The following is a 20,948-nucleotide window of genomic DNA, read 5'->3' on the forward strand; positions in this document are numbered from 1 at the left end:
ATCATTTAGTCTAATCTTTTTAGCGCTAATCTCATTTTGGTCCTGTACGCTCAATGAAATTGAGACTCCCTCACAATTAGAGGTGGCAGACCCACTTTCAAAGTCAAAGGATTACTATAATCAAGAAAAAACAACCCAAGGGAGCATGTATGCAAGAATACAGGCAGAACTTGAAGTTTATCCATATTGGGAAAGTTCAAAGTATCTAGCGGATGAGCAGATTTTAATAGTAGCTGCCCATAGAAAAGTACAGGCAACCTATGCAAATGAATATCTACGCAGAATAGTATTTGAATTTGATGCTAGGGGCCAAGTGATTAGAGGTGGTGTTTTAGAAATGTCCACCAAAGAGGAAAACTTGCTGCTAATCAATGAAGATATTTTAATCGAGGGCTTTCTGAATGGCATAAAATCTCCCAAAGTAACCTATTTATGGTCTGATTTTGCTTCTAGGCTTGTCGATGGTCTTCAAGCAAACGGATTGTCAGTTGAGCGATCCTTAGACCGTTTTCTCCAATCAAACACAGATGTTTCAAATTTCAATTTTGAAAATTGCATAGACTGGTATTGGGTATATAGTAATGGCTATGAAGAGTACAGTCATACAACTTGCGGATCAAGTTGCGAAGGAAATGGCCAAGACGCTTGCTTGGATGATGGACAAAATGGTGGAGTAGGTGGAAATGGATTAGAGACCGAAGAGGAGGAGGAAATTGATATTGAGGAGCTTACAAATTGTCACCAAATGTTAATCAATACGCTTATAGGCAGTACGAAGGAAGAATTCAAAAAGATATTTGATAAGTTTGAAGGCAATAGTTTGCTTGTATCAATGAATTTCAATGTGAAAATACAATATTCTACCGAGTATTCAGCAACTGCCTGGACTCATCCTAAAATAGAAAACAACTTTGCGAAGATTTACATTCATGAAGAGAACAATGCAGGAGCGACAGATTTATCTCTGGCGCGTACGGTAATGCATGAAATGCTTCACGCCTATTTGTTATTTATTCAAGACTTCCCCCAAACAGATCGTAGCCTCAATGGGCTATTGAATGCTTACATAGATAAATACAATGTTCCTGGAAACGAAGACTACAATGCTGCTCATCATAATTTATTTGTAGAAGGCGCGTTTATAAATGACATAGCGGAAGAACTTAAGAATTTTGCATCAGCATTGGGTTATACCAGCCTCCTAAGTGATGCTCAATTCTTCAAAGACATGGCATGGGGTGGGCTTCATACGACAGATGTTTACAAAAAAATGTCATCTACTGAGCAACAAAGGCTTTATAGAAGGTATATGGCTGAACTTGGTGGCAATGAATTTGAGGGCATGCAACCAAAAGGAAAAAAAGCCTGTGAATAAAATGAGAAAACTAATACTGCTAACTATTCTTTCCCTATTGCTCATTTCATGCAAAAATGACAATAATAAAAACCCTGGTTTAGAGAATTCGGATCAGCTTGACCTTACTGAAGTATATCCAGACGACCAATATATATGCGATTTCATCAATCAAATGATTGACAAGAAATTCCAAATTATCTATTATGATTTTGAAGATACTGTATACCTCCATCAATCTTCATTCACTGGTTTCGAAGAGCAATTTGGAAATCAGCTCAGAACACTATCAGGCATTGTTGATTTACAGAAGAGTAATACCAGATTAACGGAAAGTGACAGGTTTCCGGTTGAAAAAATCCTCTCTGAAGAGGATTTTCAGATAATTCGAAAACAGGCTAAGCAATCTTACATTTTCAAGGATTTTTGTCTTTCAGACCGGATTAATTTGCAGAATAATACGATTTCTAACTTTGAAGAAGAGAATGACGATGTTGAATTTAGGATAGTGACATTTTTAAATATTTCCAAGCCAGCATTTGTTCAAGATGGCAGATTTGCATTTATTTTTCTCGTTTACGAGACAGGATTTGGTAAGATGGTTTCGGGAAGTAGTTGGGCGGCATTATACGAGAATCAAAATGGGGAGTGGAATAAATGCTTTGCTATTGAATTAGCTATGTTTTAAAAAGCTGATTAGGAAGAGAAGTGTAAACCTATTGCATGGCAAAACTTCTATCTAATTGAAGATGTCTAGAAGTATTCAAGTCTCAAAGTTCCTTTGGGATTTGAATACTAAGGCAGTTGAATCTAGTATAACTAAAATAATTGTTTGTTCAAGCCATTTTATTTAGATTGTTAAAAAATGACATTTAGAGAAGGAGTTTCTTGCATCAAACAATTAAGTATTGAAGATTTTTTGATGACCACATATCAAGGGACCACTCCTTAAGGCAAAAAAGGTATGTCAATAGTTATGAGAGTTTTCAGTTACTTATTCCTAATCAGCCTATTGATTTCCTGTAGAAAAGCTATAAAGGATGATACCGAGGTTGGATTTACGAAGGTGAGGGAAGACTCTATTCATGTTCACAAATTCATAGATCATATTTTTCTCCCTATAATTGAAAGGGATTCGATAGTCTTTTTGGTTGAGGAAGCCGTCTTTGATTGGATTGACATCAAGGTTTAGAAGCTAGACAAATAAAAAGCACAAAAAGAAAAATAAATTTAATCATTAAACCTTCAGCTGAACGTGGTTGGATAGATGGGGAAAGGGCCATGCTGGAAAGTCTCCTCAGCATCAAGCGTGCAGGTGCGAATGTGATATTGAGTTATTTTGCGAAGGAGTTTGCGCTGCTACAGAAATAAAAAAAACCGTCAGTTCTTAAAACTGACGGTTTTTTTATGAATTCTCATCAAGCGATTAGAGTTCTTCTTCCCTTTCCAGCATCAAAATAGAATGTTGGGGAACGATATAATACTTTTCACCTTCATAGATCACCTCATAAGATCCGTTCAGGAGAAATATTGCCAAATCACCTTCTTTGGCCTGTAAAGGAATATATTTGATGTTTTCATCTCTGTCCTTCCAAGGTTCATCATCTTCCACTGGAGCCGGAATTGGATACCCTGGACCGGTTTTGATGATAAAGCCTTGCTGAACCTTTTCTTTTTCCTGTACGCCTGGCGGTAAGTACAGTCCGGAGGAAGTCCGTTCGTCTGTTTTTCTCAATTTGATGAGCACGCGGTCTCCCACGATGATCAGTTTTTTCAGTTTGTTGTCGGGAGTCAATTTCATTTTATAAGACTTTTAGAAGCGAGAGATTAGAGGCGAGAAGCGAAAAACGAGAGATTTTCAAAGTCTAAACTCTTGCTTCTCGCCTCTCGCTTCTAAAAAAAGAGGCATCCATAATTGCTTATAGATGCCGTCTTTTCTTGGTTCAGTTTATATTACTTCTTGTCTTCAGACACTTCTTCGTAATCTACATCTGACACGCCGTCACCTGCATTTCCTGCACCTGTTCCTGCACCGGCATCAGCTCCTGGTTGAGCACTTCCACCTTGGGTAGCATTGTAGATTTCCTGAGAAGCTGCTTCCCAAGCCTTGTTCAAGGATTCCATTGCGCTATCAATTCCAGCAATGTCTTTGCTTTCATGGACTTTCTTCAAGCCTTCCAGAGCAGAGGAAATGTTGGCTTTGTTGCCATCGGAAAGTTTATCCCCGTAATCTTTCAATTGCTTTTCAGTTTGGAAGATCAAGCTATCTGCCTGGTTCAATTTTTCGATTTTCTCTTTCTCAGCTTTGTCAGCAGCAGCGTTTGCTTCGGCTTCACGCTTCATTCTTTCGATATCATCCTGAGATAGCCCTGAAGAGGCTTCGATCTTGATTTTTTGCTCTTTACCTGTTCCTTTGTCCTTAGCAGAAACGTTCAAGATACCATTGGCATCAATATCGAAGGTCACTTCAATTTGAGGAACGCCCCTTGGTGCAGGTGGAATGTCGCTCAACTGGAACCTTCCGATTGACCTGTTGTCCTTTGCCAAAGGTCTTTCACCTTGCAGTACGTGGATATCTACAGCTGGCTGGTTGTCAGCAGCGGTGGAGAATACTTCCGATTTTTTGGAGGGAATCGTAGTGTTGGCTTCGATCAATTTGGTGAATACTCCGCCCATGGTTTCGATACCCAAAGAAAGAGGGGTTACGTCCAAAAGAAGAACATCTTTCACCTCTCCTGTCAATACACCACCCTGGATCGCAGCACCGATGGCCACAACTTCGTCAGGGTTTACCCCTTTAGATGGTTTTTTACCGAAGAATTTTTCTACTTCTTCCTGGATTTTAGGGATTCTTGTAGAACCACCTACCAAGATAACCTCGTCTATGTCGGATGGGCTCATGCCTGCATCCTGAAGCGCCTTCTTACAAGGCTCCATAGATCTTCTTACCAAATCTTCTGAAAGTTGCTCAAACTTAGCCCTGCTCAAGGATCTCACCAAGTGTTTTGGACCGGTTTGAGTAGCGGTGATATATGGCAGGTTGATCTCTGTAGAGGCAGAGCTGGATAATTCAATTTTTGCTTTTTCTGCAGCTTCCTTCAATCTCTGAAGTGCCATGGGGTCTTTTCTCAGGTCCATAGACTCCTCAGCCATAAACTCATCGGCTAGCCAGTTGATGATTACCTGGTCAAAGTCATCACCACCTAGGTGTACGTCACCGTTGGTCGACTTTACTTCAAACACGCCATCACCCAGTTCAAGGATAGAAATATCAAAGGTACCACCACCAAGGTCATACACTGCGATTTTCATGTCCTGGTTTTTCTTATCCATACCATAAGCCAAAGCAGCTGCAGTTGGCTCATTGATGATTCTTTTTACTTCCAAACCTGCAATTTGTCCTGCCTCTTTTGTGGCCTGACGTTCTGCATCATTGAAATAAGCCGGAACGGTAATAACCGCTTCGGTTACTGTTTGGCCTAAGAAATCTTCTGCCGTGCTCTTCATTTTTTGAAGGATCATTGCAGACAATTCTTGAGGGGTGTAAGACCTGTCACCGATTTTTACCACTACAGTATCATTCGGACCTTGCTCTACTTTGTATGAAGCATGTTTCTTCTCTTCGGAAACCTCTGAGAATTTTTTACCCATAAATCTTTTTACGGAAGAAATGGTATTGGCAGGGTTGGTGATGGCCTGACGCTTTGCAGGATCTCCTACTTTTCTCTCTCCGTTTCCATTATCCAAGAAAGCCACAATTGATGGCGTGGTTCTTCTTCCCTCTGAGTTTTGGATCACCACTGGCTCATTACCTTCCATTACGGCAACACAAGAGTTCGTAGTACCCAAGTCTATACCTATGATTTTTCCCATGATTGTATATTTAATTTCTGTTATTGATTACTGTTTCAGTTACATTTCCTTTCTGACAAGGCTTGTGCCAAGTGAATAATTCTGATTTTTAATGTCAGATTGACAGATTTAATGACAGGGATTTGTGTGTGAATTAAAAATTTTGTCATAAACAGCCTCGTGTCTTGTCAGTGAAAAGGTCAATTTCTCCATTTCATTAGCGCAACCTTTTTTTATTGTTTTGTATCTTTATCATATGGAGTCAAGACAAAGGATAAAGTTGGGAAAAGAGAGAAGGCGATGGGCTTTGGTGGCAGTGGTCTGTGCCTTGTCTGCATTTGCTTTTTCTTCAGGACTGTCATCCCAGTCATTTCTCCACCATATATCCCACCCTTTTGAGATTTTTAAGTTGGAGCAGGAAAATCCATTCCAAAAGATTTATTCTATCTTTAAGCCCTATTCAGTTCCGGAAAAATTTAGGGAATTTAATTAATCATGTATTTACAGGACATTTATGTTTACCCCGTCAAATCCTTAGGAGGGATCAGGATGGAATCTGCCAATTTGGAAGAGAGAGGTTTTGAGCATGACCGAAGATGGATGTTGGTTGATGAAAATGGGATGTTTTTAAGTCAAAGAACTATCCATAGGATGGCACTTCTGGGAGTTGAGATTACGAAGGAAGGTTTGAAAGTGTCGGAAAAAAATAATTGCAACAATTACCTGTTGATTCCTTTCGGTCCCCTATCTGATAAGATGATCCAAGTGGGTATTTGGGAGGATGAGGTGATAGGCCAGCTTGTTGGAAAGGAATTTGATGATTGGTTCAGTAGTTTCCTTGGGATGAAATGCCGACTGGTTAAGATGCCGGAAACGACTTACCGCCGACTCAAGCCAAAATATGCGGTGAATGGAGAGTCTGTCAGTTTTGCAGATGGTATGCCTTACCTCGTCATTGGACAAAGCTCCCTGGATGATTTAAACGGGAAATTGTCCAATCCAGTGACTATGGAGAGGTTCAGACCCAACTTGGTGTTTAAAGGAGGGGCAGCATTTGAAGAAGATTCCTGGGATAAAGTGCAAATAGGGGAAGCATTATTCAAAGTTACCAAGCCATGCGCACGATGTGTCATGACTACTGTAGATCAGCAGAGTGGAGAAACAAGTAAAGAGCCCTTGCGGACATTGGCCACTTATCGAACAGTTAATAACAATGTCATGTTTGGTCAAAACATGCTGCTTCTAGAAGGAGAAAAAATTTCTGTGGGTGACATTGTTACCCCTTTGTGAAAAAAAATGGCCGGTTTTTTAGCCGGCCATTTTTATTTTTAAAAGCTGTAGCCAACTGTCAGTTTGAAGAAAGAAGGTTGTCTGTATTCGCTTTTGTCCACATTGGCTTGGTTTCTTAAGTCTGCACCAGAGGTGAATCTGGCAAAAGCACCTCCTTTTGGATCTGCAAATTGTACATAAGGCCCCAAAGCTAAATAATAGTCATAAGCAGCATCAGGTTCTGTTTCGCTGCCACCTGTAAACCGCAGTTGCTCCAAATGTAGTCCGGCTGAAAACATGGGACTCAATTTAATGCCGCCATTGGCCCAATAATGTAGGAAGTTCAGGGTTGTGGCATTGCCATGGTTTAGCCCGTAATAGTAACCCACATAAATCTCACTTTCCAGTTTTTCTTTGTCTACACCAATCGTCAGATTGGGGACAATTCCTTCCCCTAGCACTGGAGTCCCTAATCCTGAGGTCAGACTCCCGTTCAGTAGGCCGATTTGTGGGCTTACGGTAACTCCTTCTGAAACTTCCCGGCTGATACCGATACCGAATTCAGTCCAATTGCCCCAAGACGCACCAGTGCCTCCGGACCAAAGAATACCATAGAAGGTAAATGAGGTTTTGGGGCTGATGCTATAAGATCCTGCAAAGAATGGGTAAAACCCAAAGAACACATCCGAATTCAGGGTCACGTCCATACTGAATTTGTTTTCTTCTTGCGCCCAGACTTTTGTGGTCATGGATGATAGGGATAAAAGCCCTGTCAACATTAGGCCATAGCCTAATTTGGTAAACTTGTTTTTCATTTGTTTAATAGGTTTTGTGAATAATAGGTTTGATTGGAAACCAGTTTTTACAAAAAATATGTAAAATTATGGTTTTCAAGTTTCTAAATTAACCAAATTTTTCAAAAATGAAATAAAAATGATTTTTTGTAGATAAAAATTCAATATGTCTTATTGTTTTTTATCAAAAACACAAAAAGCTTTCAGTGTTTTATAAGAAACAAAAAAGGCCATCCTGTTTTCCGGATGGCCTTTTTTGATGGTATTTAAACTTATTGGTAATTTTTTACCGTTTGGATAAAAACTTTCACCTTTTCAGGGTCAATGTCTGGATACACTCCATGTCCTAAGTTGGCAATGTGTCTGCTTCCCTTAAACTGGTCCATCATTAATTTGGTAGCTGTTTCCACTTCTTTGGCATTGCCATAAAGGGCAGCGGGGTCCAAATTTCCCTGGAGGGTTTTATTAGGTCCAATCAAGGCTTTGGATTCAGCGATGCCCATATTCCAGTCCAGTCCGATGGTTTCGCAGTTTAAATCTGCCATTTCTTTTCTGGCAAAGAATGCTCCCTTTGCAAAAACGGTTTTGGGAACCTCTGTTATGGCATCACAGATCTGGGAAATATATTTAAGAGAGAATTCCTGATAATGATTTGGGGGCAAAATGCCCGCCCAACTGTCAAAGATCTGAATCAGATCAGCACCAGCACCGATCTGTGCTTTCAGGTAATTAATAGTGCTATCTGTGATCATCTGCAAAAGCTTATGCGAAAATTCAGGTTGTGTATACAACATGGCTCTGGCCTTGGAAAATGTTTTGCTTCCGGATCCTTCGATCATATAGGCAAATATGGTCCATGGTGCACCGGCAAACCCGATAAGTGGTACCCTTCCGTTCAATGCTTTTTTGGTGATTTTGATGGCCTCGATCACATAACTGAGATCATCCACCCCGTCTGCGATCCTCAGACTTTTAAGATCAGCTTCTGTTGAGACAGTTACAGGAAACCAAGGGCCTCTTTTTTCTACCATTTCATAGGGAAGGCCCATGGCTTCAGGGATGACCAGGATATCTGAAAAAATTATGGCTGCATCCACCCCTAGGATATCAACTGGTTGGATGGTAACTTCTGCAGCCAGTTCCGGTGTCTGGGCCAACTCTATGAATCCGCTGACACTTTCCCTTACAGCTCTATATTCAGGAAGAATTCTCCCTGCTTGACGCATCAACCATACCGGGGTTCTTTCCACTTTTTCCCCTTTGGCGGCTCTAATCAATAAGTCATTTTTCAATTGCATGGCGCAAAGATAAAAGAGGATGGGGATAATTAAGGAAATGACAAGAAAAAAGCCTCCAAATTTGGAGGCTCTGATTTGTTATTTCCTAATCGTTCATCTTGACAACATCTTTTTCTTCAGCGCCGATCAGTTTCATGACGCCTTCATAGTTACTATAGTCAATTCTTCCATTGATGAATTCACCAGGTACTACTACAATTCGGAAAGTCTGATTCCTGGTCCAACTATTATCTAAAATAGAAGGATCAAAGGTGGTTTCCAGGAAAATCGCATAATCCACATCAGTAAAATCAAAGTTATACTGTAGCGCCCCTTCTTCAAAGAAAACAGTTTGAGGGAGTAACCTCCATATTTTTCTACCATTGGCGTTGTCCCATTCGATATACACTAAAACCACATCACTTTCAAATATGGGTTGGTTAAATTGAAAGTCCCTAAAATAATTGTTAGCAGCAGTAAAGTCTATGGTTCTTTCAATGACCAAGCTGTATTCAAGTCCACCATCCAACCCTGGAGGGCCTTGAGGTCCTTCTGGGCCCATTGGCCCTTCGCAAGCCTGGAAGAATATCGCCATTCCAAGGAGCAATATTGAGAATAGTTTTTTCATAACGCGAAATTTAAATGTGAACAGAAGCAATAATGACGAGTTTTTTAAAGTCAAGGTTAAGTTTGCTTTCTTTTTATTTTATCAAACTAAAATTGTACCAAAATTTATTTTATACTGTTTTGATCCAGTGCAATTACTTTAACTGCTTCTGGCCCAATGATTTGATCTATGAAGATTTTCGGTTCTGCAAGTTTGTTTTCTTCAGCAAATTCCAAAATTTCATTTTTCACCCTATTAGGCCCGGGCATAACGAAGCGATGTGCCTGTATATTTGCGACTATGGCAGATGAACCGTCAAACTGAAGTTCTGTCAAGTCAGTCTTGTCAGTAACCCAACTGCTTTCAAGTCCTACAAAAACCTCCATGGTGTCCAGTTTTCCTGCAGGTTCGACAAAATAGATCGTGTGAAGTTTGCTTTCAGGATGGCTACGCTGCAATTCTTCCATCATGAGGAAGGTTTCCTTCAAAGACTCATTTCCTGGAATGCCCCTGTAGGTTTTACCGGTTAACTCAATAGTGCCTAGGTTTGTTTGGGTTATTTCTATTTGATTGAATCCCCCTAATGCATAAAACAGGTACAGGCTCATGCCGATAATAAACATCAGTGCAAGTCCAATGGTAGTTTTTTTCATTGCTTAGAAAAGGTATCTTATGCCAATGGCTCCTTGAAGTCTGATATGGCCAAATCTGTCCAATAACTCCATAAACATACCCACTTCTCCAAATATACTCATGGGTAATTCGTCAAAATAATATTCAGTTCCACCGAATATTTCGGGGCCAAAGTCAAGATTCCGTCTGCGTTCCCTGAAAACAGTATTGTTACTAATAGAGCTGTCTGTGAAAGCATAATCCACTTTGGCTGTACGTAGCTGTGCTCCTAATCCAAAATAACCTAACAAATATCCTTCACTAATATTGAATGCATCGGTGATATCCTCATGATACACTCCCCTAAGGTTAAATGAGAAGATATTGGTAGTGCTGTGTCCTGCATAAAAAGAGTTAGGGCTAGGCCTATTGTTGTCAAAGGAGCGGATATAATATTGGGCGCTGTTTGCACCTGCCCGACCAAACATGCCTTCTATGGCAATGTTGTCGTCCAAAAACTTCTTGTAGGTGATAGAAAATGGTTCACCAAACCTTAACCCAATGCCATCTTCCTGTGCAGATGCAAGCATGGGTAAAAATCCGATAATCAATAAAATAAATTTTTTCACGTCTTTTGGTCTAGTTTAATGCTGTGTTTTCAACGACACAAAATTATAATCTGTTGTAATTAATTTATTGAAAACTGGGAAAAATTAAGTAGTTGTAATCAAATAAGGATAATCTCTCTTCATCAACAAAGCTGGCACCAATCTAAATTGCCATTGATTTTAACTGCATCTGATGAAGCTGGGCATAATATCCACCCAGTTGCAGCAAAGATTCATGTGTGCCAACTTCCTTGATTTCTCCTTGGTGAAGTACAATGATTTTATTGGCCTTTTGGATGGTGGAGAGTCTGTGTGCGATTACAATAGATGTTCGCCCTTTCATCATTTTTTCAATTGCTTTTTGGATCATCTCCTCAGTCTCGGTATCCACAGAGGAAGTTGCCTCATCCAGAATGATGATTTCAGGATTATAGACCATCGCCCTCACGAAAGAAATCAGCTGCCGCTGTCCTACAGAAAGGGTAGCTCCACGCTCCATAACATTATAATCAAGGCCACCAGGAAGTCTTTCGATGAATTTTTTTGCACCTACCAATTTGGCAGCTTGCATCACTTCTTCTCTGCTAATATTGGGATTACCTAAGGTGATATTGTAATAGATGGTATCTGAGAAAAGGAAAACATCCTGCAAAACCACGCCAATGTGCTTTCTTAAAGTATCCAATTCATATTCTCTGATTTCTGTCCCGTCAATTTTGATTTCGCCTTTGTTGATCTCATAAAATCTGCTGATCAGGTTGATGATAGATGATTTACCGGCTCCTGTTGCCCCAACTAAGGCAACAGTTTCACCATGCTTGACTTCAAAGTTGATGTTTTTCAATACCCATTCTTCGTCATTATAGGCAAACCAAACATTGTTCAGTTCAATATTCCCTTTGATTTTTTCAGGTTTGAAGCTGCCTTCGTTTGGAATCTGTTCATCACTTTCCAACAGCTTGAAGATTCTGGAAGAACTAACCACCCCCAATTGTAGGGTGTTGTACCTGTCCGCAATCATTCGGATAGGACGGAAGAAAAGCTGTAGGTACATGATAAAGGAGATCAGTACACCTACTTTGATATCGGCATCAAATACTCCTGTAGCGCCATACCAGACCACCAAACCGATTCCTATGGCCTGAATAATTTCGGCTACAGGGAAGTAAATAGAATAATAGAGTACAGATTTCACATGTGCCTTTCTGTGCTCTTTATTGATTTCTTCGAATTTGTCGTATTCTCTTTTTTCACGGTTGAAGATCTGTACGATGTTCATCCCTGTGATATGTTCCTGTAGAAATGAATTTAGGTTTGAAACAGCATTTCTCACCTCATTGAAAGCTACTTTGATTTTTTCTTTGAAAATATAGGTCGAAATGATCAAAAGAGGTAAAGTACACAAACTGACAAGTGTAAGTCTCCAGTCAATATAGAACATGACAGCCAAAATGGTCACCAATTGCAAAAGGTCTCCGATAATTGCAGCCAAACCTTCTGAAAACACATCAGCGAGTGTTTCAATATCGGAGATATTTCGTGTTACCAGCCTTCCTATAGGAGTATTGTCGAAAAACTTCAGACGCATTTTCAGTAAATGCCTATATAGCTTGATCCTGATATCTCGGATGATTACTTGGCCAATCCAGCCTGATAGGTAGGTATGCAAAAATTGGACAATTGCCTGTAGCACCAAGAGTCCGATCAGCAGGTAGATGATTTTGATCAATCCTGGCCCATCTCCTGTGGCAACATAGTCATCAATACCAACCTGTATAAAATAGGGTCTAGTCGGTGCCAATAATGCCAAGCCGATGGTCAGTAAAACCAAAAAATAGAATTGCGTCTTATAGGGCTGTACGAAACGGTACAACTTTTTAAGTACTTGGGTGTCGATAATCTCACCACTACTGACGTTTTCTTTTTCCAGGCTCAAAAGATGTATTGTTTAAATGAATATATTTTCCGGGTAAATGATGCTGCAAAGGTAAAGACCTTGTGCAGGAGCGGATGCTTTAGCTTTCTTTCTGTCCTTACTGTCCAAGATGTCCAGAAAACCCTCCAAGCTTATTTTTCCTGTTCCTACCTCAATAAGCGTCCCTACAATTGCCCTTACCATACCGCGCAAAAAACGGTTGGCAGTTATATGAAATAACAATTGATCCTCTTTTTGTTCCCAAAAGGCAGCTTTTATGGTGCAATTAAAGTTGTTGACGTCAGTATGCACCTTACTGAAGCATTGGAAATCCTCATGGTTGAGAAGCAATCTGGCTGCTTCATTCATTTTTTTAACATCCAATTGCTTGAATAAAAACCAAACAGAATTTTCTTCAAAAGGGTTTTTTCGCAAACTGATTTTGTAAACATAACTTCTCCAAATGGCATCAAAACGTGTATGGGCATCTGGTTTTACCTTCCTTAAGGAATAAGCAGCGATATCCGTAGGCAAAATACCATTTATTTTTTTAAGGAAGGTTGTTTGATCCAATTCTGTATCCGAGTCAAAATGTAGAAACTGTTGGCTTGCATGCACGCCAGTGTCTGTACGTCCACTTCCCATGATTGTTGTAGGCCTTCCGAGAAGAATTGAGAGTTTTTTTTCAATCTCTTCCTGTAAGGTATGGGCATTTACCTGGATTTGCCAGCCATGGTAATTACTGCCTTTATATGCAATTTCTAGAAAGTATCTGTAGGTTTCCATTTTGTGGTTACAAAGATAGTATTCGTAAGTAAAATTGTAAGGCCGTTTATCCAAACCTTGCGTTTCAAGAATTTACCCTGTTTCTTTGTTGAAAATTCAAGAACAATGATACAAAGAATTCAAACCGTATTTCTCTTTTTGGTAGTTGTGGCCATGATTTTGGTGATGACTTTTCCGATTTGGCATCAGGTCAACCCAGGGCAGACCCAAATGATGACCTTAAATGCATGGAATATGAGCACCTCAGATATTGAAACGGGAGATGTAGTGGAATCAAGTTCAAAGCTTTTTATAGGGATTTTGGCCATAATAGCTGCAGGACTGGCAGTATTCAGCATCTTGCAATATAAAAACAGGACCAAACAAATGATGATCAATATGATCAATTCCCTGGTGATGGTAGTGAATGTGGGCGTGATCGTCTGGACTACACATTCAGCCAATGAGATGTTCAATCCGACTGTGAGTGGTGCATTTGTGGTTGGTTTTTGGGCAATATTAGGTGGCATGTTTATGAATTTATTGGCCAACCGATTTATCCGTAAAGATGAAATGCTCGTCAGGTCTGTAGACAGAATACGATAAAGAAACACAAATTATACAAAAGCCGACAGTAAGACCTGTCGGCTTTTTTTATCTTTAGGCACCAAACAAATGCTTCCATGAAAATAGAAACCATTGCCATTCATGCAGGAACAATCATAACTGATAGTAATAGACCTGCCATACAGCCCATCACTACTTCAACCACATTTGAGCATCATGAAGGTTCGCTGATTTATACCCGGGCCAACAACCCCAATAGGATGGCATTGGAACAAGTTCTTTCCAGATTGGAAAATGGGGAAGATGCAGCAGCTTTCTCTTCAGGTAATGCTGCCGCAATGGCTGTATATCAGGCTTTACCTGCAGGAAGTCACATCATAGCTCCTGATGATATGTACCATGGTATCAAAAAACAACTTGTTGAAATCTTCAAGGGAATCCACGAGACCAGTTTTGTGGATATGTCTGACCTACAGGCTGTGAGTGATGCTATCCGTGAAAACACCAAATTGATCTGGATCGAAACACCTTCAAATCCACTTTTGAAAGTAACCGACATCAGGGCTGTAGTCAGAATAGCCAAAAATGCCGGGCTACTCGTGGCCTGTGATAATACTTTTGCCACACCTATTTTTCAAAACCCACTGGATTTGGGAGCGGACTTGGTCATGCATAGTACCACAAAGTTTCTGGGAGGGCATAGTGATGTGTTGGGAGGCGCTTTGGTGACTAAAAAGAAAAGTGAGTTTTGGGAAAAAATCAAGATGGTCCAGCATGTGGGAGGAGCTGTGCCTTCTCCCTTTGATTGTTATTTTTTGACCAGAAGTATTAAAACTTTGCCCTACAGGATGAAGGCACACCAGCAAAATGCAATGGCATTGGCTACTTTTTTGGAAAACCACCCGAAAGTGGAAAAAGTGTTTTATCCTGGTCTTCCTTCCCATGATGGGTACGAAGTGGCTGCTTCACAGATGTCTGGTTTCAGTGGTGTGTTGTCCTTTACAGTAGTCGGTGGAGCAGAAAAGGCAGATCATCTTATTTCCAAGCTCAAATTTTTCACCAATGCCACAAGTTTGGGTGGAGTAGAAAGCCTAATTGAAAGAAGGGCGGCAGTGGAAGGGCCGGATTCACAGACACCATCAAATTTAGTCAGGGTTTCGGTTGGTTTGGAAAATATTCAGGATTTATTGGAGGACCTTGAGAAAGGATTAGCCTGAAAAATCAAGATTTATTTCAAAATCAAAGGCTGCCATTTGGCAGCCTTTAGAACTTGTTATTTGGGATGAAATTAACTGTAAAAAGTTAGGGTGATGAAAGCAGCTTTTCCGTTTTCAATTTCGTTCTAGACAAATAAAGAAATCATTTTTCACTTTCTGAAATTTTTATATAATTATTTTTTTAATGGTTGTATTTTTTAAATATATCCACGTGGTGGAATTAACCCGCCCAACCTTCTCTGTCTAAGCTCCTATATTGGATAGCTTCTGCTAAATGCTCCACTTTAATTTCAGGAGATTGAGAAAGATCTGCTATTGTTCTGGACACTTTCAGAATCCTATCATAAGCTCTTGCAGAAAGTCCTAATCTTTCCATTGCCGTCTTTAGGAGTACTTTTCCAGCTTCATTGATTTTGCAGACTTCCTTAACCATATGGGAAGGCATCATGGCGTTGCAATAAATATCTGGGTTGTCTTTGAATCTTTCAACCTGAACCTCCCTTCCCAAAATCACCCTGTCGCGAATTGATTTACTGGATTCTGACTTTCTGACCGAAGTCATTTCATCAAACTTGACAGGGGTTACTTCTACGTGCAGGTCTATTCGGTCCAACAATGGACCACTTACTTTATTGAGATAGCGTTGGACTATTCCTGGTCCGCAGACACACTCTTTTTCGGGGTGGTTGTAGTAACCACATGGGCATGGGTTCATACTCGCGATCAACATGAAGTTTGCAGGATAATCTACAGATACCTTCGCTCGGGATATGGATACCCGTCTTTCTTCCAATGGCTGTCTCATGACTTCAAGTACTGTTCTCTTGAATTCAGGTAGTTCATCTAAAAACAGTACCCCATTGTGCGAAAGTGAAATTTCTCCTGGCTGCGGGTTTCCTCCACCCCCGACCAATGCCACATCACTGATGGTATGGTGTGGCGACCTGAAAGGTCTTTGTGCAATCAGAGAAGCATTTCTCCCCAATTTCCCGGCAACTGAATGAATTTTAGTAGTCTCCAATGCTTCCTGAAGGGTAAGTGGAGGAAGAATGGAAGGAAGTCTTTTGGCAAGCATGGTTTTTCCAGCTCCAGGAGGGCCTATCATGATGACATTGTGTCCGCCTGCGGCTGCAATTTCCATGGCTCTTTTAATGTTTTCCTGACCTTGCACGTCAGCAAAGTCAAATTCATAATTTTCCATAGAGTTGAAAAAAAGATCTCGGGTGTCAGTGACAGTTGGTGTGATCGAGATGTCTCCTTCCAAAAAGCCGATTGCTTCTTGGAGGTTTTGAACCCCTATGATATCGATGTTATTGACAATAGAGGCTTCTGATGCATTTTCCTGTGGAAGGATAAAACCTTTAAAACCTCTTTTTCTAGCTTCAATGGCGATGGGTAATACTCCTTTGACAGGTCTGAGTTGCCCATCCAAGGAAAGTTCACCCATGATGATGTAATTCTCCAACTCAGGAAAAGAAACCTGTTCAGAGGCTTTGAGAATTCCTAATGCGATCGGGAGATCATATGATGAGCCTTCCTTGCGGATATCTGCAGGGGCTAAATTGATCACCACCTTTTGACGGGGCATTCTAAATCCGAAGTATTTTAATGCGGACTCTACCCTTTGCTGACTTTCTTTAACAGCACTGTCAGGAAGGCCTACCATAAAAAAACTTGTTCCTTGCCCTACGTTTACTTCAATTGTAATGAGTTTGGCATCTACACCTGACACCGCACTTCCAAAAGTTTTTGCTACCATTTTTCAAAATTTGGATACATTAAAAAAAAGGAAACCTAAACGGTTTCCCAATATAATGATTTTGAACTAATTTTGATTGCTATTTGAAATTTTGTCTTGGTCGGATGACAGAGCTTTCTTTCTCTTCTTCCTTTTGCTCCATTTTTCTTTCCAGATTTTTCAGTTTGATGCTTTGCTCCATGTCATACAAGCTTGCCTTGAGTTCTTTTTTCTCTGTTTCCTTTTTTTCAACTTCACTAAGTAGATTATTGCTGACCATATTGCTGGTTATCCAAGCCAGAATAAACAGGACCAAACCAATTAAAAGGAAGTTGACTACCAATGAGGAAGTCAGTTCCTCGATATTCAACATACCCTTGATTCCATTGAAAGACAGGAAAAATACCAAACTGATGCCGAAATATAAGAGTACGAGTAAATGGGTGATTTTATTGAATTGTTTCATGACGTCGGTGATTAAATATTGACTACTAATATACTAAACAGATTGCATGGTAGAAAGATTCCGGTACAATCCTTCTTCCTCCATCAATTGTTGATGTGTCCCTCTTTGGACAATTTTTCCTTTTTTGATCACCAAGATTTCGTCTGCATGCTGAATAGTGCTGAGACGGTGTGCGATGACAAGTGTGGTCCGATTGGTCATGAGGTTTGTCAAGGCATCCTGTACTAATTTTTCGGATTGGGAATCCAAGGCTGAAGTAGCCTCGTCTAGGATAAGAATAGGCGGGTTTTTCAAAACTGCCCGAGCTATACTCAGACGTTGTCTTTGCCCACCTGATAGTTTGGAACCCCGCTCACCTATATTGGTATGATAGCCATTTTCCAGTTGAACGATGAATTCATGGGCATTGGCGATTTTAGCAGCCTGAGTAACCTCTTCTTCTGAGATTCCTTCCAATCCGAATGCGATATTGTTATACACAGTATCATTGAAAAGAATTGATTCCTGTGTGACAATTCCCATCAACTTTCTCAAGCTAAGGAGGTCAATATCCTTGATGTTCCTTCCGTCCAAAGTGATTTTACCTTCAGTAGGATCATAAAACCTAGGAACAAGATCTGCAATGGTTGACTTGCCGCCACCTGATGGACCTACTAGGGCGATCGTTTTACCTTTGGTCAGGGTAAAATCAATATCTTTAAGGACCTGATCTTTTTCATAGCTGAAATTAACGCTGTCAAATTGAACAGCTTCCTCAAATCTCTCCACTACTATTGGATGTTCAGTATTTTGAATGGCACTTGGTGTGTCCACAACTTCAAATATCCTTTCAGCGGAGGCCAAACCCCTTTGGATGCTACTTGCAGCCCTAGATATTTCTTTGGCCGGGTTGAGAACTTGTGTGAAGATGATGATATAAGTAATGAAATCTGATGCCCCTAGATCGGAGCTGTTACTCAGTACAAGGGATCCTCCATAAACCAAAATTCCAGCTACTACTGATACTCCAAGAAATTGGGATGTAGGCGAAGCCAGTTCATTTTTTCTGGCCATAGAGACATTCACATCAGAATAGAAATCGGTTTCCTGATCAAATTTTGAACGAATATATTTTTGGGCGCCAAAAGCTTTGATGACCCTCATTCCTCCAATTGTCTCATCTAGGATATTGACTATTCTTCCCAGAGATTCCTGGCTTTCTACTGCTTTTTTCTTCAATCTCTTGGTGATCCCGCCAATAATTGCACCTGATATAGGAATGATCAAGATTGTGAAAAGGGTCAGTTTGACTGACATGAAAAATAAAACTGCAAAATATAGCAAGATGGTGACCGGCTCTTTGAATACCACCCTGAGCGACTGCACAATACTGTTTTCTACCTCCTGAATGTCATTGGTCATCTTGGACATTAAGTCACCTTTACGTTCGTTTGAAAAATAGCCAATGTGCATATTGGTGACTTGCTCAAAGATGTTCAGTCGCATTTTTTTGATGATTTCAGCTCTTACTTTGGCCAGTACTACGCCAGATAAGTAGGTGAACAAATTGGCAAGAAAGACTGATACAACTATGATGATGCAGACATAAAGCAGAGTGCCAAACTTCCCGTAGGTCTCTGAAATCTGTAGAAAGTAATGGTTAAATAGGTGCAGAAAATAATCTATAGAAAAGGAAAAATCCGGCTTTACAAGGTATTTGGAAAGATCTACAGGTTCCACCTGCTCAAAAATCACATCAAATAATGGCTTGAGTAAAGTGAAATTCAAGAGCCCAAAAATGATGGCCAGAAGCGTATAAACCACATAAATTGGAAAATACCTTCTGAATGGCCGTGCATAGGACAATATCCTTAGATAAGTATTCATGAAGAATTAAAGAGATTTTTGCCGCAAGTTACGGAATTAAAAAATGAAATATAGAACTGAGCGCTTAGGGCCCAGAAATCCCTAATTCCAAAATTAAAACTTCAAGTCCCAAACTTCAAATTTTAAAATCCAAGCTCCAAGGTTCAAAAAGTAAACTCCAAATCTTAAAGCTCAAACTTCAGATCACAAAATAGAATTAAAAATTGAAATCATTCCTGATCATATTGATTCTGATTCCAGCTTGGGTAAACTGACTTACATCTGGTGCATTTAAATTCTGAGCAGTTCTTCTTCTGTAGGTATGGCTAAGGTCCAGAAAAACGTTCTGTTTGATCATATAGCTCAGGTTAAGACTGCCCGTTACGACTCTGTTTTCGATGCCCTGTCCGATTCGGTTGCCAAAAAGCCCTATGCCTGTATTCGGGTTCAACCGGTTTTTGAGCAAATCTTTGCCAAAGTTCACATCTTCTGAAGGATCATCTCCGAAAAACTGGAAAATACCAGTGAAGTTGGCAAAAAGCCTTGGGGTAGGTTGATACCTAAGGATGCCTACTGCCTCCCTGAAATTCGCACCCAGAGGATGGGTCAACGGTGTCCTGTAGTTGGTGTAGGATTGGTAATCAAATTTTTCCTGATAGGTATAAGGTCTTGCTTGATTGTATTCCAATTGTAAATCCAGATTTGAGATTTTGAAGACATTGATATACTTAAATCCTGCCTGAAGGCCATATTTGTTGCGGCTGGACTGTTTGCCATCAATTCCGAAAAACTCTCCAAAAACGAATTCGTCTAATCCGAACTGTCCGTAGAATTGCATACCCGGCGTGAAATTCCACTTGGCATCCATACCGAGCATGATTTTATCAGGAGTACCTAATTGGTGCTCAACCCAACGGTAGAAAATTATCGGATTGAGGTAATTCCAGTTGAACTGGTTCATCATGACCGATTCAAAGAAACCTATATTGAGTTTCTTGCCAATATTCATCCCCAAGCGGTGAAAAGAGAACCATTTCTGTGGATATCTACCATCAGTAGGTCTGCCCTGTCCATCAAAAATGACGTCGGCATTTAATTGGGCCCATACATTTGTTAAGTTGAATTTCCAGATTTTAGTATTGAATTTGGCAAAAAGATAGGGATTGGAAAAGTCAGATAGGATCATTGAACGGTAACCTTCTCCCACAAAATTTCTATCATGTCCGATCTGTGCTTGGATATTTTTCGTCAGGTTGAAGCTGATATGTCCCATAGCGGAAAAATACCCATAGCCTTCTTCCTCATACCTTTTCCAAAAACCTTCTCCTGGAACAGCTCCATTTTGTTCCGTGTAGTTTTTTATCCAGGAAGGGAAAATCACCTGTGTGGTGGTCATGTAAGTATAAAAAGCCACTTTTCGGTCTACACTACCTCTAAGTTCAATGCCACGACTGTTCCTCAGACGAAATTTGTCAAAACCGGGCTCATTGCCTGCCGCTAAATAAACGACCGGATTGACATGAATATCCATGATAGAGTCACGGTAATGGAAAAAATCTGATGGCTTCCGGTATAATTTTTTCAATAAAGGTTGATCTGAATCTTCAGTATGATGCCCTACAAATTCCCAGTTGTCATTACTCAGGTATTCCAGATTAAATCTATCTGATTTTGACTTTAGCAAGCCGGAATAAGAAAGTGAATCCAAAAAAGCTCCCACTTGGTCTATTCTGTATGGTTTGAATCCGGTATGGAAAGTAGAATTATTTTTGCCATCCAAAATTTCATATCGCTCTATGAGGTGATAATAATCTCTGTTAAATGGTACATAGGCACCCTGTCCAAAAATCTGCTGTGAGAAAAGTGCCGAAAGGGCAAAGGAGAAAAGAATTATTTTTTTCATAAAAGAATAAGCTACAGGAACGTAAAGCTAAAAAAAGTCAAGGAAAATGAAACATATTCCAGTTCGATCTGCTTTGTCCATTTCAAATGCCAAAAGTCTAATTGACGGACCCCTGTCCAAGTTAGGTTAATGCTTGTTTTAGTTGTCAGTTCAAAATTC

At 40.1% G+C, this 20,948-nt stretch carries 19 protein-coding genes and 1 pseudogene; 7 read left to right on the top strand and 13 right to left on the bottom strand.

Going from position 1 to position 20,948, the window contains the following annotated elements; all coding sequences use genetic code 11:
* The first annotated feature begins 145 nt into the window (after positions 1–145).
* From ACFFIP_RS02545 to ACFFIP_RS02555, 3 genes and pseudogenes are all read left to right on the top strand, one after another.
* Positions 146–1,375 carry a hypothetical protein gene (locus ACFFIP_RS02545; protein WP_382385988.1) on the top strand — a complete coding sequence of 410 codons (1,230 nt, stop codon included), beginning with the start codon at positions 146–148 and terminating at the stop codon, positions 1,373–1,375.
* 1 nt (position 1,376) lies between these two features.
* A complete protein-coding gene (locus ACFFIP_RS02550) occupies positions 1,377–2,042 on the top strand; it encodes a hypothetical protein (RefSeq protein ID WP_382385989.1) in 666 nt (221 codons plus the stop codon).
* Between the two features lie 545 nt (positions 2,043–2,587).
* Positions 2,588–2,725, top strand: a pseudogene (locus ACFFIP_RS02555) (porphobilinogen synthase); the annotation flags it as partial.
* A 55-nt stretch (positions 2,726–2,780) separates the two neighbouring features.
* Here ACFFIP_RS02555 and ACFFIP_RS02560 read toward each other — a convergent pair.
* Complete coding sequence (locus tag ACFFIP_RS02560; protein WP_382385990.1) at positions 2,781–3,155, bottom strand: co-chaperone GroES; 375 nt, start codon at positions 3,153–3,155, stop codon at positions 2,781–2,783.
* A gap of 152 nt (positions 3,156–3,307) precedes the next feature.
* Positions 3,308–5,227 carry a molecular chaperone DnaK gene (gene dnaK / locus ACFFIP_RS02565; protein ID WP_382385991.1) on the bottom strand — a complete coding sequence of 640 codons (1,920 nt, stop codon included), beginning with the start codon at positions 5,225–5,227 and terminating at the stop codon, positions 3,308–3,310.
* Positions 5,228–5,462: 235 nt separating this feature from the next.
* On the opposite strand from dnaK, the gene ACFFIP_RS02570 reads away from it, so the two are divergent.
* Together ACFFIP_RS02570 and ACFFIP_RS02575 are read left to right on the top strand one after the other, a co-directional pair.
* Complete coding sequence (locus ACFFIP_RS02570; RefSeq protein WP_382385992.1) at positions 5,463–5,699, top strand: hypothetical protein; 237 nt, start codon at positions 5,463–5,465, stop codon at positions 5,697–5,699.
* Between the two features lie 2 nt (positions 5,700–5,701).
* A complete protein-coding gene (locus ACFFIP_RS02575; protein ID WP_382385993.1) occupies positions 5,702–6,496 on the top strand; it encodes an MOSC domain-containing protein in 795 nt (264 codons plus the stop codon).
* A gap of 38 nt (positions 6,497–6,534) precedes the next feature.
* Here ACFFIP_RS02575 and ACFFIP_RS02580 read toward each other — a convergent pair whose 3' ends face one another.
* From ACFFIP_RS02580 to truA, 7 genes are all read right to left on the bottom strand, one after another.
* A complete protein-coding gene (locus ACFFIP_RS02580) occupies positions 6,535–7,290 on the bottom strand; it encodes a DUF6733 family protein (RefSeq protein ID WP_382385994.1) in 756 nt (251 codons plus the stop codon).
* Positions 7,291–7,541: 251 nt separating this feature from the next.
* The gene (hemE, locus tag ACFFIP_RS02585) at positions 7,542–8,567 is read right to left on the bottom strand and encodes a uroporphyrinogen decarboxylase (RefSeq protein WP_382385995.1); all 1,026 of its coding nucleotides are present in this window, start codon (positions 8,565–8,567) and stop codon (positions 7,542–7,544) included.
* Positions 8,568–8,652: 85 nt separating this feature from the next.
* The gene (locus ACFFIP_RS02590) at positions 8,653–9,174 is read right to left on the bottom strand and encodes a hypothetical protein (protein ID WP_382385996.1); all 522 of its coding nucleotides are present in this window, start codon (positions 9,172–9,174) and stop codon (positions 8,653–8,655) included.
* Positions 9,175–9,278: 104 nt separating this feature from the next.
* On the bottom strand, positions 9,279–9,806 hold the full coding sequence (locus tag ACFFIP_RS02595) for a hypothetical protein (protein WP_382385997.1): 528 nt from the start codon (positions 9,804–9,806) through the stop codon (positions 9,279–9,281).
* A 3-nt stretch (positions 9,807–9,809) separates the two neighbouring features.
* Positions 9,810–10,394 (bottom strand): hypothetical protein, encoded by a 585-nt coding sequence (locus ACFFIP_RS02600; RefSeq protein WP_382385998.1) that lies wholly within the window; start codon positions 10,392–10,394, stop codon positions 9,810–9,812.
* Between the two features lie 142 nt (positions 10,395–10,536).
* Entirely contained in the window at positions 10,537–12,309 is a 1,773-nt protein-coding gene (locus tag ACFFIP_RS02605) for an ABC transporter ATP-binding protein (protein ID WP_382385999.1), read from the bottom strand.
* A 12-nt stretch (positions 12,310–12,321) separates the two neighbouring features.
* A complete protein-coding gene (truA, locus tag ACFFIP_RS02610; RefSeq protein WP_382386000.1) occupies positions 12,322–13,074 on the bottom strand; it encodes a tRNA pseudouridine(38-40) synthase TruA in 753 nt (250 codons plus the stop codon).
* Positions 13,075–13,179: 105 nt separating this feature from the next.
* On the opposite strand from truA, the gene ACFFIP_RS02615 reads away from it, so the two are divergent.
* Both ACFFIP_RS02615 and ACFFIP_RS02620 read left to right on the top strand, forming a co-directional pair.
* Complete coding sequence (locus tag ACFFIP_RS02615) at positions 13,180–13,659, top strand: DUF4293 domain-containing protein (protein WP_382386001.1); 480 nt, start codon at positions 13,180–13,182, stop codon at positions 13,657–13,659.
* Positions 13,660–13,736: 77 nt separating this feature from the next.
* A complete protein-coding gene (locus ACFFIP_RS02620) occupies positions 13,737–14,837 on the top strand; it encodes a trans-sulfuration enzyme family protein (RefSeq protein ID WP_382386002.1) in 1,101 nt (366 codons plus the stop codon).
* 220 nt (positions 14,838–15,057) lie between these two features.
* On the opposite strand, the gene ACFFIP_RS02625 is transcribed toward ACFFIP_RS02620, so the two are convergent.
* The 4 genes from ACFFIP_RS02625 to ACFFIP_RS02640 form a co-directional block, all read right to left on the bottom strand.
* Positions 15,058–16,596, bottom strand: coding sequence for a YifB family Mg chelatase-like AAA ATPase (locus ACFFIP_RS02625; RefSeq protein WP_382386003.1), 1,539 nt, complete (start codon positions 16,594–16,596; stop codon positions 15,058–15,060).
* A 79-nt stretch (positions 16,597–16,675) separates the two neighbouring features.
* The gene (locus ACFFIP_RS02630) at positions 16,676–17,041 is read right to left on the bottom strand and encodes a hypothetical protein (protein ID WP_382386004.1); all 366 of its coding nucleotides are present in this window, start codon (positions 17,039–17,041) and stop codon (positions 16,676–16,678) included.
* Between the two features lie 33 nt (positions 17,042–17,074).
* Positions 17,075–18,907 (bottom strand): ABC transporter ATP-binding protein, encoded by a 1,833-nt coding sequence (locus ACFFIP_RS02635; protein WP_382386005.1) that lies wholly within the window; start codon positions 18,905–18,907, stop codon positions 17,075–17,077.
* A gap of 196 nt (positions 18,908–19,103) precedes the next feature.
* On the bottom strand, positions 19,104–20,789 hold the full coding sequence (locus ACFFIP_RS02640) for a hypothetical protein (RefSeq protein WP_382386006.1): 1,686 nt from the start codon (positions 20,787–20,789) through the stop codon (positions 19,104–19,106).
* Positions 20,790–20,948 lie beyond the last annotated feature (159 nt).

Origin of the sequence: Fontibacter flavus (assembly GCF_042432905.1) — a bacterium.
Classification (GTDB): domain Bacteria; phylum Bacteroidota; class Bacteroidia; order Cytophagales; family Cyclobacteriaceae; genus Fontibacter; species Fontibacter flavus.